This is a genomic window from Enterobacter sp. DTU_2021_1002640_1_SI_PRY_ASU_LCPMC_013, from assembly GCF_032389435.1.
In the GTDB taxonomy this organism is placed as follows: Bacteria; Pseudomonadota; Gammaproteobacteria; order Enterobacterales; family Enterobacteriaceae; genus Enterobacter; species Enterobacter hormaechei_C.
The window spans coordinates 4,673,944-4,691,881 of sequence record NZ_CP135594.1 but is presented as its reverse complement, the minus strand read 5'-3'; the positions used below and the strand labels follow the sequence as shown (position 1 = coordinate 4,691,881).

At 51.2% G+C, this 17,938-nt stretch carries 11 protein-coding genes and 1 pseudogene; 7 read left to right on the top strand and 5 right to left on the bottom strand.

Going from position 1 to position 17,938, the window contains the following annotated elements:
• Positions 1-23: 23 nt before the first annotated feature.
• The 4 genes and pseudogenes from RS584_RS22425 (at position 24) to RS584_RS22405 (ending at position 4,899) form a co-directional block, all read left to right on the top strand.
• Complete coding sequence (locus tag RS584_RS22425) at positions 24-605, top strand: fimbrial protein (protein ID WP_015572771.1); 582 nt, start codon at positions 24-26, stop codon at positions 603-605.
• Positions 606-635: 30 nt separating this feature from the next.
• Positions 636-1,310, top strand: coding sequence for a molecular chaperone (locus tag RS584_RS22420; protein ID WP_022652045.1), 675 nt, complete (start codon positions 636-638; stop codon positions 1,308-1,310).
• Between the two features lie 4 nt (positions 1,311-1,314).
• A pseudogene (locus RS584_RS22415) lies at positions 1,315-3,795 on the top strand (fimbria/pilus outer membrane usher protein).
• A gap of 9 nt (positions 3,796-3,804) precedes the next feature.
• Positions 3,805-4,899, top strand: coding sequence for a fimbrial protein (locus RS584_RS22405; RefSeq protein ID WP_015572768.1), 1,095 nt, complete (start codon positions 3,805-3,807; stop codon positions 4,897-4,899).
• Positions 4,900-5,037: 138 nt separating this feature from the next.
• Here RS584_RS22405 and RS584_RS22400 read toward each other — a convergent pair whose 3' ends face one another.
• The 5 genes from RS584_RS22400 to RS584_RS22380 all read right to left on the bottom strand — a co-directional run bounded on the left by RS584_RS22400 (position 5,038) and on the right by RS584_RS22380 (position 15,041).
• On the bottom strand, positions 5,038-10,608 hold the full coding sequence (locus RS584_RS22400; RefSeq protein ID WP_315748659.1) for a DUF3320 domain-containing protein: 5,571 nt from the start codon (positions 10,606-10,608) through the stop codon (positions 5,038-5,040).
• 267 nt (positions 10,609-10,875) lie between these two features.
• The gene (locus tag RS584_RS22395; protein WP_015572767.1) at positions 10,876-11,238 is read right to left on the bottom strand and encodes a YibL family ribosome-associated protein; all 363 of its coding nucleotides are present in this window, start codon (positions 11,236-11,238) and stop codon (positions 10,876-10,878) included.
• Positions 11,239-11,296: 58 nt separating this feature from the next.
• Positions 11,297-11,887, bottom strand: a complete 591-nt coding sequence (gene mtlR / locus RS584_RS22390; protein WP_015572766.1) for a mannitol operon repressor MtlR — start codon at positions 11,885-11,887, stop codon at positions 11,297-11,299.
• Positions 11,884-13,032 carry a mannitol-1-phosphate 5-dehydrogenase gene (mtlD, locus tag RS584_RS22385; RefSeq protein ID WP_315748657.1) on the bottom strand — a complete coding sequence of 383 codons (1,149 nt, stop codon included), beginning with the start codon at positions 13,030-13,032 and terminating at the stop codon, positions 11,884-11,886. Before mtlD ends, mtlR begins: the two co-directional genes overlap by 4 nt.
• 101 nt (positions 13,033-13,133) lie before the next feature.
• Positions 13,134-15,041 (bottom strand): PTS mannitol transporter subunit IICBA, encoded by a 1,908-nt coding sequence (locus RS584_RS22380; protein ID WP_047736582.1) that lies wholly within the window; start codon positions 15,039-15,041, stop codon positions 13,134-13,136.
• A gap of 663 nt (positions 15,042-15,704) precedes the next feature.
• On the opposite strand from RS584_RS22380, the gene RS584_RS22375 reads away from it, so the two are divergent.
• The 3 genes from RS584_RS22375 (at position 15,705) to RS584_RS22365 (ending at position 17,898) form a co-directional block, all read left to right on the top strand.
• Entirely contained in the window at positions 15,705-16,061 is a 357-nt protein-coding gene (locus RS584_RS22375) for a DUF3302 domain-containing protein (RefSeq protein ID WP_315748656.1), read from the top strand.
• Positions 16,062-16,063: 2 nt separating this feature from the next.
• Positions 16,064-17,200, top strand: a complete 1,137-nt coding sequence (locus RS584_RS22370) for an HlyD family secretion protein (RefSeq protein WP_315748655.1) — start codon at positions 16,064-16,066, stop codon at positions 17,198-17,200.
• Positions 17,201-17,289: 89 nt separating this feature from the next.
• On the top strand, positions 17,290-17,898 hold the full coding sequence (locus RS584_RS22365; RefSeq protein ID WP_015572763.1) for a glutathione S-transferase: 609 nt from the start codon (positions 17,290-17,292) through the stop codon (positions 17,896-17,898).
• Positions 17,899-17,938: the final 40 nt, after the last annotated feature.

The following is a 17,938-nucleotide window of genomic DNA, read 5'->3' as shown; positions in this document are numbered from 1 at the left end:
TTACAGAGGGGAAAGTGTTCCAAATGAAAATCAAAAATGTGGCGCTGGCGATTGCCGCGGCGGGGCTGCTGTTATCTTCTCAATCAGTACTGGCAAGCAGTGATTCTGGCGTTAATGCTTCCCTGGATACAGGAGCTGGCTCGCAGAGCACAGGCGGCGTGATCAACTTTACCGGGAAAATCACCCTTATTTCCTGTGATATTACCCCTGCGTCAAAAAGCAAAACGGTAGACCTCGGCGCGTGGGCGAAAAGCTACTTCGACGATCACAGCGAAACGACGCCGCGTGAGTTCAAAATCAACGTAGAGAACTGCCCGGAGACGGTTGAATCGGTTGCGGTACTGTTTGACGGAACCAAAGATACGGTGAATGACACACTGCTACAGGTTACGCCAGGCGAAGGTATGGCGACGGGCGTCGGCGTGAAGCTTTATAACAGCGATCGCAGCACCGCGATTAAACCGGGTACGGTATCTGAAACAACCGCACCGGATGCTGAAGGCAACGCTGAATTAACGTTTTATGCCTCTCTCGACAAAGACGGGTCGGAAATTAACGCGGGCGACGTCAATGCCGTTTCCAACTTCCTGATGGTTTATAACTGATTTCACTGTCAGCCACCTCCAGAGATAATAATGATGAAACGTTTATCGTATATTATGCTCACTGCATTAATGGTTAGTTCTGCGTCAGTTTCCGCGGGCGTTGTAATGGGGGGAACACGGATCGTATACCCACAACACAGCAAGGAGGTGGCATTTTCTGTTTCTAATATGGAAAGTGCGGTTCCCTATCTTATTCAGTCGTGGGTTGAAGGGGATGGACAGGGTAAAAATAACGCTGCGCCATTTATTGTCACACCACCTCTGTTCAGACTTGATCCGGAGCAGACCAACACGCTGCGTATTCAATATACCGGCGCACCGCTGCCCACAGATCGTGAATCTGTATTCTGGCTCGATATTAAAGCGATTGCGCCAAAGCCAAAAGAGAGCAGCAACGAATTACAAGTTAACGTTAAATCGAAATTTAAAATTTTCTACCGCCCGGACAACCTTAAAGGGGACGCTGCCACTGCCTGGCAGAAAATAACGTTTTCGCGGACGGGAAAAGGGCTTAAGGCCGCCAACCCGACGCCATACTACGTCTCTTTTTATCGGCTGACCGTTGGCGGGCATAAAATTGAGCAGCCGGGCATGATCGGTCCAGGGGAAACCCGCGAATGGCCTGTGTCCGCCTCCGGGGGCGTAAGCTGGTCGGCTATTAATGATTTTGGTGCCATCACCGCCACCCACACCCAGCCTCTTTAAGACCATGCCTTTTCGCCTGTTTCGTTATGCGCCGCTTTCGGTGTTGCTGCTTAGCTTCAGCCGCGCGGGGATGGCTGAGGATTACTTTGATCCCGCCGCGCTGGAGCTTTCCTCTACCGAACAGAAAACGGCGGATCTGCACTATTTCTCTGAAAAGGGCGGGCAAATGCCAGGCACCTGGCTCGTGACGCTGGAAATTAACGGACGCGAGGAGCGGCATCAGGAGATCACCTTCGTCAATGAGAAAGGCGGCCTGCAACCCGTTTTTAGCGTATCACTGCTGGAAGCGCTTGGGGTGAATGTCAGGGCCATTCCTGCATTCTCCCGGTTGCGGGAGGGAGAAACGTTCACGCACCTCGCGGATTTTATTCCGGCAGCGCGAACCTCTTATGATTTCAACCAGCAGCGTCTCTTTCTCAGCCTGCCGCAGGCGGCGATGAAACACCGCAGCCGTGGCTACGTGCCGCAGTCGCAGTGGGACGATGGTATCCCGGCGGCATTTACTGATTACAGTCTGTCGGGCGGCCAGGCACATCATCAGCGTGGCGTCACGACATCCAGCTATCTGAGCCTGCGTAACGGTATCAATCTGGGGGCGTGGCGGTTGCGCAACACCTCCGCCTGGAGCCACAGCGACGCGGGCGGCGACCATTTTCAGTCGCAAAGTAGCTGGCTGACCCGGGATATTCGCCGTCTTAACAGCCAGCTACGGATCGGCGATGCCTGGACCGCAGGTGACGTCTTCGATAGCGTGGCGTTTCGCGGGGTACAGCTCACATCAAGCGAAAGCATGTTGCCCGACAGCCAGCGCGGCTTCGCACCAACCATCCGCGGCGTCGCACACAGCTTCGCTAAAGTCTCCGTTTCGCAAAATGGCTATGTGATCTATGAAACCTGGGTGGCCGCCGGGCCATTTATCATTAACGATCTGTTCCCCGGCGCACAAAGTGGCGATCTACAGGTGACGGTCACGGAAAGTGACGGCTCAACGCGCGTCTTTACCCAACCCTATTCTGCGGTGCCGTTTATGCGACGCCTGGGCAGCCTGAAATACAGCCTCAACGCCGGACGATTTCACTCCGGCTCCGGCGATGCGCGTTCACCTGAGTTTGTTGAAGGCGCTTTCTTCTACGGCCTGCTCTCGAGGATGACGGTGTATGGCGGCTTTCGTACGGCGAGCAACTATCAGGCCGGTGCAATTGGCGTAGGCTGAGGGTTTGGCGCATTTGGCTCGCTGGGCATTGACGATACGCTGGCAAAAAGCCGTTTACCCAATGGCAAAAGCGCGATGGGGCAGGCGTGGCGCATTCAGTATCAGAAAGATTTCAGCGCTACCGGCACCGCCTTCAACCTGGCGAGTTATCGCTATGCCTTGCGCAATTACTATGAATTCAGTGAACTGAATCAGTCTGACAGCCAACAGCTGCAACTCAATAATCGCCGTAGCCGCTCGCAGGTCACCTTCTCACAGACGCTGGGTCAGTTCGGCAGCCTCAGCGTCTCGGCATGGATGCAGGATTACTGGCATACGTCCGGGCAGGATAAAACCATCCACATTGGCTGGTACACCAGCTGGCGAGGCATTACCTGGGGCGCGGGGTATGACTACACCGACTCAGCGCTTGAGCAGCATCCCGATCGTACCGTGTCGTTTAACGTCAATGTTCCGCTTGGTCACTGGTTACCGGACAGCTCGGTCAGTTACTTCATCAACCACAACAATCGTGGGATGACCACGCAGCAGGTGTCACTCAACGGCAGCGCGCTGGCGAATCGCAACCTTAATTACAGCGTTCAGCAGAGTAAGGCCAGCGGGGGACAAGCCGACAGTACCAGCCTGGCGCTGCAATACAACGGTGGCTATGGCAACGTCAGTCTCGGTTATGACCACAGCCGAAGCGGTAGCAACGCGAGTCTCGGACTCGCCGGAGGCGTTATCGCCACGCAGTATGGCGTCACGCTTAGCCAGCCGCTGGGCGATACCGTCGCCCTGCTACGCGTGCCCGGTGCGGCAAACGTTGAGCCGGAGGGCTACAACGGGATCCATACCGACAGCCGCGGCTATGCGGTCATGCCAACGCTCTCGGCGTATCGCAAAAATACCGTCAGTCTTGATACGGCGACGCTGGGGGAGAACGTCGACGTTGAGCAGAGCGGTCTGACGCTCATTCCCACCAGCGGCGCGGTGGTGCTGGCCAATTACAAAACCCATATTGGTTATCGCGTTCTGTTTTCCCTGCGCTACCACGGCGAACCGTTGCCGTTTGGCGCGCAGGCTGAAGTGGTGGAGCAGAACCGCCATTCTGCAAACCGAAGCATGGTCGCTGACGGCGGTCAGGCCTACCTGAGCGGGGTACCAGAGCGCGGCACCCTGCGCGTCAGCTGGTATCAGGACGGGGAGCAGCAGCAATGCCAGACACCTTTCAGACTGGGGAAAGCTCATATGGCCCCCGGTATCGCCACGCTATCCGTTGAGTGCCATTAGAGGAATATCATGCGTCGTTTTATTCACTGGTTTTTCTACCTGAGCCTTCTTTCGCTTTTTGGCATGCTGAGTTTTCATGCCCATGCTCAGACCTCATCTTGCCGCACCACGCGCGATCAGTGGGTCGTTCAGGTGCCCTACGCCATAGGGTATGCGCCCGGCACGGCGGACTGGACGCCGATATCTGCGCCGATACAGTCTACCGGGGCGGATTTCTACAGCTGTGATGGCGGGAATGATGCCTGGCGTAGTATCGGCTTTGTCGACGTGGATAACCCCGTCGGCACCGTGGTTGGTGAAGACGGTGCGTCACGTCACGTCTATAAAACTCAGATCGACGGCATCGGCTACGCACTGGGGTTCCGGGAACAGCAGTACTGCGGCGCCGATGCGGTACGCTATATTGACGGCACAAGTCAGGTGAATGGCAATGAGTCCCGGCGCATTTGCGACGCATCGCAAAACCCCGCCTTTGCCAGCGCCTCAATGTATAAAATGCAGTTCTGGGTGGTGTTTTACAAAATTCCAACGACCAGCGCCATGCCTGACGATAACGCCAATTCCCAGGAGCAAAATGTCGGATCGCTGATATTGCAGGCGGGAGAAAATCAAGCCAGCGCCACCAACGTGGCGACACCGGTACAGATCCATCTCGCCAGCTTCACCGTCAGGCGTACCAGCTGTTCAGTGGGCTCTCGCAGCATTCTTGTTCCCATGGGGAGCGTGAGCCAGCGTGAATTTCATGGCATAGGCTCCCGCGCCGGAGGCGGACGCTTCAGCATTCCGGTGACCTGCGAAAATAACACGGCGGTGAAGATGGGTTTCTTTGGCGATACCACGCCGGGCAACGATCGGGCGCTGGCATTGACGAAGCAGGAGGATAGCGCCAGCGGTGTCGGGATCGAACTGCTTTACGGTGACAATACCGGTTCGGTTCAGGGGCAGGTGGTACCGTGGAACACCCCACAGGTGTCAGCATTTGGGCAAGTGGGGGATAACCAGACGCAAACCTTCTGGTTTGATGCGCATTACCTTCAGACGGAAGAGAACGTGACGGCGGGAAAAGCGGATGCGATGGCGACGTTTAACCTGATTTACAACTGAGTTTCCCCTGCCGCAGCGGCAGGGGAGGACGATCAGAACGCGGTCTTACAAAACCCCGTCATCTCTTTCAGGCCCATTTCGCGGCGATCGCCTAGTAATGGTGAGCCTCTAGGAAAGGGTTAAATACATAAGGATGAATTAAACAACATTTCTGATGCTATCAACGTGAGGCTCATCAATCAAAATAAGACCATCATGTTGCTTGAGGTACTTATCTTTAATTTGTTGCTCAATAGTATCGGAGATGACTCTCTTCAGAACACTGCTGGTTGATTTAAAACCAAGCATTCTCGACACAGCTGTAATGATTTCATCCTCTGTTGCGCCCAAGCTAGCCCTGACAATTTGCATTGCTCCAGAAGCGATTTCTTTAGGTGCAATCAATTCAGGTTTACGTAAACCCGTAGATATCACGTTCTGCCTGTTTCGAAGTAGAATCATTACTTCCTTATGATAGAAAAATCCATTTTCTTCGTAGATTTTACCTTTCATACAAGCAATTTGAGCGGCCTGGCTGACAACGCTTTCTATCCTTGCTCCTGCCCGTTGTAATCCCCATGCAGTACGAAGGCGGGTAATGACTTCGTTCATGTGAATAGGTGATTCTGTGAAGACAATTTTTTCAATCATGTCAGCGAGAATACCAGTTGGTGTTTCATGTAAAGCATACGAAAGTTGAGCATCAATCTTTGCCTCTTCGTAATTGACAGACTGATCGTTTGCGGAGCCGGCTCGATCTAAACCTACCTCAATAATATCTTCTCGTTCAACGGTAACGATATCTACAGGAACGGCTCGAGAACGACCTGCGTTATGTTCTGCTCTGCTATTCAGCTCTGATTTTGCATTCTCAATAGCATTAATAACTCTTTGCAGTTGCTCTTCAGGTCTTTGGAACCAGTCAGTACTCCAGATACGGTGTATGATCCAGCCATGATCTTCAAGAACTGCCTGGCGCAAACGATCGCGTTCTCGCGCAGAGCGAGAGGAATGATAAGCACTGCCATCGCATTCAATACCCAGCAGATATCGCCCGGGCAGTTCAGGATCGGCGATCGCCAGATCGATAAAGAAACCAGCGATTCCAACTTGTGGATGCACCTGATAGCCTCGGTTCTGAAGTGCTGAGGCGACTTGTTCTTCAAATACGCTATCCATAGGGCGCCCGGAAGATGTGGACATTGATAAACGTCCTGTGCGGGCATATCGCAGGAAGAGCTTGAACGCCAATACACCAGCACCTTTCGCGCGCTCAAGGTCAATATCTTCATCAGTGATTGATGCAAAAACTTCACATCGGCGTTTTGCACGGCTAATCAGCACATTAAGCCGTCGCTCACCACCTTGCGAACCCAGAGGGCCGAATCGCATTGCCAGATAGCCTTGTTTATTACGCGCATATCCTACTGAGATCATGATGACATCACGTTCGTCACCTTGAATGTTTTCCAGGTTTTTAATGAAGAATGGCTCGCCAGGATGAGAATTAAAGAAATCTTCATATTGTGGATTTAAACGACGAAGAACCTCTAATTCATCCTGAATAGCCTTACGTTGTGAAACGGAAAATGTTGCGACTCCCAATGACAATTCAGGATTCTGCTGTACATGCTCAAGAATGGCGGTAGCAATCCTTTTCGCCTCAATAGGATTGGCATTACCTGCACCTGATTCGAAAACACCGTTTTCTACATAATGGAATCGCAAGCCCATACCAGCCTCTTCGGTATATGGGCTTGGGACGATAAACAGTTTATTTTCATAGAACTGACTATTAGAAACCGCAATAAGCGACTGATGTCGACTGCGGTAATGCCAGCGAAGCATTCTTTGTGGCAAGCCTCTGGCCACAAACAGTCCAAGTATGCTTTCGATATCTGCTACTTGCGTCGAATCTTCATCTCCATCATCGTTACTGGCTTCAGTCATGCGAGAGAAGAAACTGGTTGGCGGTAATTGTCTTTCGTCGCCAACAACAACAACTTGCTGACACCGAGCAATTGCACCTATGGCATCGACAGGCTGAATCTGGCTGGCTTCATCCATTACAAGCAAATCAAATTTTTGCTTACCAGGTATCAAGAATTGTGCGACAGAAAGCGGGCTCATCATCATGACCGGTTTGATTGCCTGAATTGCTGGGCCCGCTTTAAGCATCAATTGGCGAATAGGCATATGGCCTCTTTTCCTGGCCATTTCAGCGCGCAGGACTCCAACGGGACCGGCCGCTCCGATTTTTGAAGGAATACGGCGATGGTGTGCTCGGGCAACCTCAATACTTGAGCTTTTTATACGTCGTAAATCCATTTCGGCAAAGAACTGAACTTTTCGGTTATGAAGATCGCCATCGAAGCGGGAAAGGGAAGGTGACTCTTTAGCCATTAAACTGAACAGCGATTCATAATAAGTATATTCGACCGAGCTATAACAATTGGATAATGGTAAGCGCCCATCCTCAAGCCGTTCTACAACTTCTGACAGCCCCTGGTTATTCGCCTGGTTACGTCGGTGTTGCCAGGCAACCCATTTAGACAATTGTTCGGCATTTTCAGTCCAGGAGGTTAGTTTGCTCAGGACGCTATCGATAGGTAAAAGTTGATTATCTAAATGGAAGAGATCATCGGTAGACGATTCGAGTTCGTTGGCCAGGTTTTCAAGTTCGTCAATGATAGAGACACGTGTCGCTGAAAGTTGTTTAGCAGAATTCAGTAACTCATCGCGATTGTTTATGGTTGCGCAGATGAAGCGTAAATCACTGTGTTTTTCCATCCATGTATAATCTCTAAAGAGATTATGCCAGTTTGACTGTGTGTCCAGCCATGCACTACCGAATGCTGCACTTCCCAATTCGGATTGAGATTCAATGACCTTCTTTTGATATTGCAGTGCGATAATCTTCTTAACCAGCGTCAGGCGTTCTCCGGGGCGATCTGCCGGTTCTTTAAAGACCTGATGTGATGTTGAATCTATACGACGGAGTTTTTGCGCCAGAGCTTCAACATAGCTTAATGGAACACGCTTAATAGAATAATGATTATCAAACCAGGATTCTGCACCTGCGCCAAACGCTTTCCAAAGTTGCTTCAGTTCGATGCCGGTTTGATTAAGAAGCTGCTCCAGTTTCTGGCTAAGGTGCCTCAAAGTTTCACGATCAGACAGTTGGCTCGCAAGTATACGCGCTTCTGAACCAACATCTTTAAGCGTTGCCATCCATTCTACTAATGCTTTCAAAGCACTGCTGTCACTGTTTTCACCACGCCAGTGTGAGCCAAACGCACTATTACCAAACTCGCTAGCGTTGGCGATATTTTTTCTTAGTATTTGCGCCTGAATAACATTATCCAAAAGCTCAATTTGCTGCTGAATAGGTTGATTTGTATCTCGAATGAGAGAGCGGGCAAGTGCACGTGAACGGCGCCATTCGCTGTTCAAAATTTTGAATATCCCAGTATGTATCGCGAGGTTATGACGAAGTTGTGTAAGGTCGGTACCCCAAATGGTCTCTGATACAAGTGGATCAATTTTCTGACGTAAAGAATATAAATCAGCGATCGAATTGACCAACTCCCTTGCTTGTTCGACACCATGTTCCCACACAGAAGCAATAAAAGCTTGTGGGCTCGCATCGGGGGCATCCGCCACACGTATGCTGAGTTCTATCAGATTTTTAATTTCATGAGATGAACGATAAGGAGATTCAGTGCCTAGCTCTTTCGTCAGATGGGCCACTGTTAACTGAATTTGGGGTAATAGCGGTAGCAATGCTTTTGCGGCTGAGAAGGCATCTGGCAAAAGATCCTCCGGGATTGTTTGTAACTCATCCCGAAATTCAAGGAGAGGGGTATCAAACTGACCGTCATGAAGCAGTTCTTTGATTTCCTGGAGATTATCCTGATACGTTTCACCTTGTTCAATTAGACTTTTTATTTCGTTTAGAGAGTTAGACCAGACAGGATTTACTAATGCTGCTTCCTCAAACTCAGGCGCCTGATTTATGAGGTTAGCAATCTGAACAATTTTGTCTGCCTCTTTGAAATGTACGGGTACAGGTGTTATCCCAACTCGTGCAGCCAGAGCCACTATACTATTTTGAAAGTCATGTGCTTTGTGCAACAACATAGTGATTTTTGGCATTAGGCGATCGAGTTCACCAGGCAAAACGGATTCTCGTTTTACGCCATTCCACGGGTGATTATGGGGTAGCCCAATATCTTCAATTCGCTCAGTAAGCTCTTTAACGAGAACCAGTCGTTTTATCAGATCGTTATTGCTCCATTCATCGAAGCCATAAAGAAAGAAGTCTGTAGGTGTTTGCCCATTTTGACGCAATCTTACCAATTGCCCAATGACCTGGTAGGGGGTCAAACCTGAAGGTGTGTAGACTTTATGGAGGCGCGCTGGGTGGGCATTGAGAGAATCCCGGGCTTCAGTTAAATTCTCAATCAATTCATCAGGAAATTCGCCGCGGGGTGAACCTAAATCCCATACTCGTTTCAACTCTTCGAGTAAAATTCGTTTATTGGCCTTATTGCTGTGCAGTTCTAAACAGGCATCACCCACTCCTGTTTGGTCGAGACGCCGCTTGACCACTTCAAGAGCTGCCATTTTTTCTGCAACGAAAAGCACCGTTTTTCCATCTGCGATGGCAGATGCAATGATATTGGCTATCGTTTGCGACTTACCCGTCCCCGGTGGCCCTTGTATAACAAGGTTTCTACCTCTTCTTACTTCATGAATTGCGAGCGTTTGAGAACTGTCGCTATCCATTATATGAAGCATATCTTTTGGCGTGATGATGGGGTCTATAGAGCTATCTTCTGAGAGAAGTCCATCACTTTCATCGAACCCTTCTTCCATCAGCGCACGAATAAGATATTTTGATGTAATAGCTTCTTCATTGGGCCAGTTTGCAGGATCGAGATCTCGATACATCAAAAATTTAGAAAATGAGAACAAACCAAGGATAATGTCGTTGGGTATAACTTCCCAATCTGATTTCAATGCTATTGCTTGCTGTACAGAGTCAAAGTAACCACTTATGTTAATTTCATCATCGTCAGATTGCATTACAGGTAATGTGATCTGGTGCACGCGTTCAAGGAAGGCTTCTAGAGAAAGGTTAGGGATTATGTCTTCTGAACGCGCTTTTAGTTTAAATCTTTCTCCAGCACTACCGCGTTCCAGACTGACTGGCACCAGTATCAACGGGGCATAACGGATATTCTCTTTATTCGCGGGATCCACCCACTTCAACGTGCCCAATGCCAGGAAAAGAATGTTTGCTCCTTGCTCTTCTTCAAGCGTTTTGGCGTCGTGATACAAATCGAGTAATCGAGTCTGCAACCCTTTAGGTGTCAAACGAGTCTGTAGTTTAGTATCAAGATGCTGCGATTTTATTTCGGCGTCTGTCTCATCGAATTGATAAATAAAAGATTTTTCCTCTGAAAGACTATCTTCTCTCTCCAGGTCGTCTTCTTTTCCTGATTTACCATGTAAAAATGTGAACGTCTTTTTTTCATTAAACAGAAGTTTGTAAACCAGTTCGGAACGCTCATCAATCACTTCCAGGAAACGCGTATTCTTCGATCGTGGAATGTTGAGTAAGCGGTTCCTTGCCCCTAAGTCCAGAAGTTCAGCCCTGGCTTTTTCAAGTTTTTGTTCTAAAGAAAGGGCGCTGTTTTGAAAGGTTGAGCTCTCAGTAGAATTCATAAAATTTATAACCTAATGCAATGACATACCATCAAGCCAAAGAAAATATATTATATTTCAATGGCGTGCCGTGTGTATTAGTTAGATCGAAAGAAATGAATGTCCACTTTACTCTTAACAATGACAATTGTGAACCCGCAGAGTTTACTATTACTTCTTTACATTTTCGGGCAGCAGTCCGGTACTTTTAGGTAATAAAAAAACCCAATACATTCTTTTGGTGAATCTATTGGGCTGGTTTGTATTTAATTTAACTTAAATTAAGTATCAGAACGCGGTCTTACAAAAACCCGTCATCTCTTTCAGGCCCATTTCGCGACCAAGCTCAGTCATCGGGTGCACCACCACCAGGCCACGGACGCTTTTCTTCAGCTTGCCCATGTCGGCCTGCTCTTTTTTGGTGATCGCGCGGCGATGCGGCATGTTCATCAGCTTCTGCGCTTCTTTACTCAGCTTCTGGCCTTTCACTTCGCGCAGGCGTTCAATTTCCGCCTCCAGCTTCACGGACTCTTTTTCCAGCTCGGCATATTTCTCGGCGGAATCGACCAGGGAGAGGCCAGCCATCTGATGGCGGATCAGATCCAGACGGTCGCTCAGGCGTTTAATTTCGTTCTTTTCGACTTCTTTCATGACAAATAACTCTGAAAACGGGGAATTTACAGGGAAGGATACACCAATGTGTGCGGGCTTACTTCTGAAACGCTTTTTTTAAGCTGATTTTAGAAATCAGCTCAGTCAGGGAAAGCACCATGGTGGAGCGCACAACCTGTTGATAACGCAGCTTTTGCATCGCGTACAGCTCAGGGTCGCTGTTATCAAACTGAGGTGCGGGAGGAAGCGCGGATACGCAGTGCAGTTCGCCGAAGGGCCCCAGTATCTCATCATCGGTAAAGGTGTACTCATTACCGTCATGATTGAGCTCTTCGCGCAGCGCCATTAACAGCTCGGCGTCTTCATACTCCTGGCGGTTCAGCACGCCAAGACCGTAAATCAGCTTCAGCCGTACCGATAAATCGCCCAGCGGTCCGTCTCCGTCCAGTAACGGTTCTACAGCATACTTTACCGCGTAGTCGTCTTTGCGAAACACCTGAAGCACCAGAATGTTCACCGCCTCGGTTAACAGCTCGACGGCGGCAATCAGGAAACTTCGTACGGTTTTGCCAGCATTCAGACGCTCAAGCACACGATTTTCAAAGGCCTGGGTTTGTTCCATTATTGCCTGCATATCTGACAATCTGTTATTCGGGCGCAGGCTAACCTGCGCCGGACTCTGCATCATTTGGTTGCGTTGTATGCGCTGACCGCCTCCGCAACTACGTCACTGTTGGCATCCAGACCGGAGATCTGCGCCAGCGCAGCCTGCGCGCCTTTGTCATCAATCAGCTGAGCCAGCTCAATCGCCTGCGGGTCCTGCTCGCTGCGGTAGTGCATGGCGGCAGCGATGCCCTTCACCAGGTTAGCGTGCGGCAGGCCGTATTCCAGCGTGCCCAGCAGCGGTTTAATCAGGCGGTCGCCCGCGCTCAGTTTACGCAGCGGCTGACGACCCACGCGCTCAACGTCATCTTTCAGATACGGGTTTTCAAAACGACCGAGGATTTTCTGGATGTATGCCGCGTGTTTATCAGCATCAAAACCGTAGCGTTTGATCAGCACCGCGCCGCTCTCTTCCATTGCCCCTTTGACCACCGCACGGATGTTCTCATCGAGGATCGCGTCACGAATCGTCTGATGACCGGCCAATTTTCCGAGGTACGCGGTTATAGCATGCCCGGTGTTCAGCGTGAAGAGTTTACGTTCGACAAATGCCATCAGGTTATCGGTTAATTCCATTCCCGGAATGGTCGGCAGCGCGCCCTTAAACAGGGTTTTATCAACGATCCACTCGCTGAAGGTTTCCACGGTCACTTCCAGCGGGTCGTTGGTGGCGGATGCTGACGGCGGAACGATGCGATCCACGGCGGAATCCACAAAACCCACGTGCGCTTCAACCCAGGCTTTATCTTCGTCGGCGACGGCCGCAAGAACGTGGCCTTTCAGCTGCGTGGTGCCGCGCACCATGTTTTCACAGGCGATGATGTTCAGCGGTGTTTCAACGCCCTGTGCTTTACGCCTCGCCAGGCCTTTCGCAACCGCCGGGGCGATACGCTCAAGCACCACCGGACCCACGGCGGTGGTGACCAGATCAACGCTCGCGATGAGGTCAATCACGTCGTCGCCAATGCTGCTTACCGCGTTGACGCCAGAGACCGTTTCAACCTGTTCGTTTTCACCCACCACGTGAACCTGATAGCTATGACGGGCATTCAGGGCATCCAGAACCACCTGATTCACATCGGCGAATGTCAGGGTAATGCCCGCGTCTGCCAGCAGTTTACCGATAAAGCCACGACCGATATTACCTGCGCCAAAATGTAATGCTTTCATAGTGTTAACCTTCATCAATGTTTTTACCCGAGAGGGCTGGGGTGAGGAACGTTTTCCCCTCACCCTAGCCCTCTCCCCGGGGGGAGAGGGAAGAGACGCTGTTACTTGTTCAGCAATGCCAGAACTTCTTCAACGCTGGTGGTGTTGGCCAGACGCTCAATAACCGTTTCGTCATCCAGCGCGTTGGTCAGGCTGGTAATCACCTGGATATGCTCGTTGTTGCGAGCGGCGATACCAATCACCAGACGGGCGATGTCGTCCTCTTCTTCACCGAAGCGCACGCCATCAGGATACTGACAGAACACCACGCCGGTTTTCAGCACGCGGTCTTTGGCTTCCACCGTACCGTGCGGAACCGCGATGGATTCACCCAGGTAGGTTGGGGTCAGCTTTTCGCGTTCCAGCATCGCCTCAACGTACTCAGGCTGAACGTAGCCGCCTTTCACCAGCTGCTCACCGGCGAAGCGAATGGCCTCTTCTTTATTGGTCGCCGTGCGGCCAAGGAAGATGTTTTCAGCGCCCAGTTTGAACAGATGCGCGTTGCTCTCGTCGAAGCTGTCTTGCAGGCTGGTACGCACTTTCACTTCGTTATCTTCATGGCGCTGCGCCGCCACCAGGCGTTCGGTCAGGCTGGCGTACAGGCCGCTGTCGAGGAAGTTGGTCAGGGAAATGTGCTGCGCCTGCGGTACCTGACGCATAGCGCGTTCGGTCAGATCGCGGTGCGTGATCACCAGGTCAACGTCCGGCGGCAGGCTGTTAATCGCGCTGTTGGTGACGGAGATGTTGGTCAGACCCGCATCCTGCACTTTCTTCCGCAGTACGCCCGCACCCATTGCGCTGGAGCCCATACCGGCATCACAAGCCACGATAATTTTGCGCACGTGGCTCAGGTCGTTAGAGACATCACCCGCCGTCAGCGGTGTTGCGCCTTTGGATTCGGCTTTCATGTCATGCATACGACGGGTTGCCGCTTCGATATCGTCGTCTTCTTTCACCTTGCTGGTTTTCAGCAGGATAGCGGAGGCCACGAAGGAGACCGCCATGGCCGCACAGATCGCCGCGATGTTCGCGAAGTAGGCGCCTTTCGGGGTCATCGCCAGCACCGCCAGGATAGAGCCTGGAGAAGCCGGAGACACCAGACCACCGCCCAGTACGCTCAGGGTGAACACGCCGGTCATACCGCCAAGGATAACGGCCAGGATCAGACGTGGGTTCATCAGCACATACGGGAAGTAAATTTCGTGAATACCGCCCAGGAAGTGAATGATCGCCGCGCCGCCAGCAGACTGTTTCGCGCTGCCGCGACCAAAGAACATGTACGCCAGCAGAACGCCCATACCTGGACCCGGGTTCGCTTCAATCAGGAAGAAGATGGACTTGCCGAGATCGTGTGACTGCTGAATACCCAGCGGTGAGAAGATACCGTGGTTGATGGCGTTGTTCAGGAACAGGATTTTCGCTGGTTCAACGAAGATAGACGCCAGCGGCAGCATGTCGTGCGCCACCATGAAGTTAACGCCCGCGGCCAGCAGCTTGGACAGCACTTCAACCGCCGGGCCAATGCCGAGGAACGCCAGAATCGCGAGGATCATCCCGATGATGCCCGCAGAGAAGTTGTTCACCAGCATTTCGAAGCCGGATTTGATCTTGCCATCAACCCAGACGTCAAATTTCTTGATCGCCCAGCCGCCCAGAGGACCGGCAATCATCGCACCGAGGAACATCGGCATATCCGCACCGACAATCACCCCCATGGTTGTGATGGCACCCACGACGCCACCGCGGTCACCGCCCACCAGACGACCACCGGTATAACCGATGAGCAGTGGCAGGAGATAGGTAATCATTGGGCCAACAAGTTTTGCCAGCGTTTCGTTAGGCAACCACCCTGTCGGAATAAATAATGCGGTGATAATACCCCACGCGATAAACGCGCCGATATTTGGCATCACCATGTTGCTGAGGAAACGACCAAAGCTTTGCACTTTGATCTTGAAATCGGATGACATAAAACACCCCTTCTTATGTTTACGCTTAGGCTTGTGGCCCGAGGTTTATCGTTAATGTGCGGCGGCAGAGGTAGCCGGGCCCTGTTCTGATGCTGTGAAATCTGGCACTGAATCGTTCAACTGTCCAGATAGCGAAATTTTGTGTGATCTGAATCACATGAATGTAGGGGGTGAGGATATTAATGAAGTGATCGCTATCACAAAATGAGTGTGTAAAAAAAATACATCGCTCAAAGTTACGCCAAAATGGGCGGTGTTTTGTGATTTATATCACAATGTTAAGTAGGCTGTTTGTTTTCAAATTGTGATTTGATTCACAAAATATTTTTATTCCGATTCGTCCCGCTGCGAGCGCAGCCATTTTCTGCTCGCAATAGCGTGGCGCACTGTAAAAAAGCAACATTAATAGCTAAGCCGAATGCGTCATAATGTTGTATGGCGAAAAGCGAAAACCTGGATTACGCTCATATCGTAAGAGTGAATATATTATTATCCGGGTTATATTTTGACACGTTTATAAACTTGCATGCAGTTATTATAAAAAAAGATACTCCCCGGCTCTGAAATAATAGTCGCCGCCTGTTTGTTTAAAAATAAATTAATTAACAGGTTGCGTACCGATTTATTCATTTAATGAGTTGATATTATGTAAGCGAGGAGACTATGTTTCTCAACTATTTCGCGCTGGGCGTATTAATTTTCGTGTTCCTGGTTCTGTTCTACGGGATCATTGCCATTCATGATATTCCTTACAATATGGCGAAAAAGCGTAATCACCCCCATGCGGATGCTATCCATACGGCAGGCTGGATCAGCCTGTTTACGCTCCATGCCATCTGGCCCTTCCTGTGGATTTGGGCCACGCTGTACCGCGAAGATCGCGGCTGGGGTATGCAAAACCACATGCAGCCGTCAGACCGACCTTCTGATGTTGATGCGCTTGCGAGACGCGTCACCGAGCTTGAGCAAAAGCTCGCCGCCGTGCAGCCCGTGGCCGATAAAAACGCGCTGGAGCGATAATCATGGATCTGTTGATTATTCTGACCTATGTGGCCTTTGCCTGGGCTATTTTCAAAATATTCCGTATTCCGGTAAACCAGTGGACGCTTGCCACCGCGTCATTAGGCGGGATATTTATTGTAGCGGGGCTAATCCTGTTAATGAACTATAACCATCCCTACACCTTTACGGCGCAAAAAGCGGTTATTTCAATCCCAATTACGCCGCAGGTCACCGGTGTGGTCAGTGAAGTGACCGATAAAAATAATCAGCTCATTAAAAAGGGCGAAATGTTATTTAAACTCGATCCGGGTAAGTATCAGGCGCGCGTCGACAGGTTGAAAGCCGATCTGGTCACCGCCACACACAATATTGACGTACTGAAAGCCCAGCACTCTGAAGCGCAGGCCAACACGACCCGCGTTTCTGCTGAACGTGACCGGCTGTATAAAGATTATCAGCGCTATGTCAAAGGCAGCCGGGCGAAGGTCAATCCGTTCTCTGAAAGCGATATTGATAACGCACGGCAGAACTATCTGGCGCAGGATGCGCTGGTAAAAGGCTCGGTTGCTGAACAGACTCAGATCCAGAGTCAGTTAGACAGTATGGTCAACGGCGAGCAGTCGCAAATTGCTTCGCTTCGGGCGCAGCTGGCCGAGGCCACCTATAACCTGGAACAGACGGTGGTCCGCGCGCCAGGCAATGGCTACGTCACGCAGGTCCTTATCCGCCCGGGAACCTACGCCGCCGCGCTGCCGCTGCGTCCGGTGATGGTGTTTATTCCTGAGCAGAAACGCCAGATTATCGCTCAGTTTCGCCAGAACTCATTACTGCGTCTAAAGCCTGGCGACGAAGCGGAAGTGGTGTTCAACGCGCTGCCGGGCCAGGTGTTTTCCGGTAAACTCACCAGCATCCTGCCGGTGGTGCCGGGAGGAACCTATCAGGCACAGGGGGCGTTACAGTCGCTGACGGTGGCGCCGGGAACGGACGGAGTGCAGGCGCTTATCGAACTGGAACCGAACGCGGATGTTGATGCGCTGCCTGACGGCATCTATGCCCAGGTCGCCGTCTATTCCGACCACTTCGCCCACGTCTCGGTGATGCGTAAAGTGCTGCTGCGTATGACCAGCTGGATGCACTATCTTTACCTCGACCACTAAGCGTTTGAGGGCAGGAATGCGATACGCATACCTGCCTTTTTCCACGGCTTGATCCATACTGACCTCTTTATGGGCATTAAGGATAAGCAATGAAACTCATCGGCAGTTATACCAGTCCTTTCGTGCGTAAGATTTCGATTCTCCTCCTGGAGAAAGGGATTGAATTTGAATTCGTGAATGAACAGCCCTACAACGCAGAGAACGGCGTTGCGCAGTACAACCCGCTGGGGAAAGTCCCGGCGCTGGTAACGGACGAGGGCGACTACTGGTTTGATTCCCCGATCATTGCGGAGTACATCGAGCTGCTTGGCGTTGCGCCAGCCATGCTGCCGGCGGATCCAAAAGCAGCGCTGGCGATGAAGCAAATTGAAGCCCTGGCGGATGGCATTATGGATGCGGCATTGACGTCCGTACGCGAGCAGGCAAGGCCCGCCGCCCAGCAGTCAGAAAATGAACTGCTGCGCCAGCGCGAAAAAATCAGCCGCAGCCTGGATATGTGCGAACAGCTGATCCGCGACGGGAAAATTCAGAGCGATAGCCTGAATCTGGCGACGATCGCCATCGCCTGCGCCATTGGTTACCTCAATTTCCGCCGCGTCTCGCCGGGCTGGTGCGTGGATCGTCCGCTGCTGGTCAAACTGGCGGAAACGCTCTTCCAGCGCGAAAGTTTTGCCCGGACTGAACCACCAAAGGCTTGATGCGGGTTATAACACTTCCTGGCGGGAGGCGGTACAATCC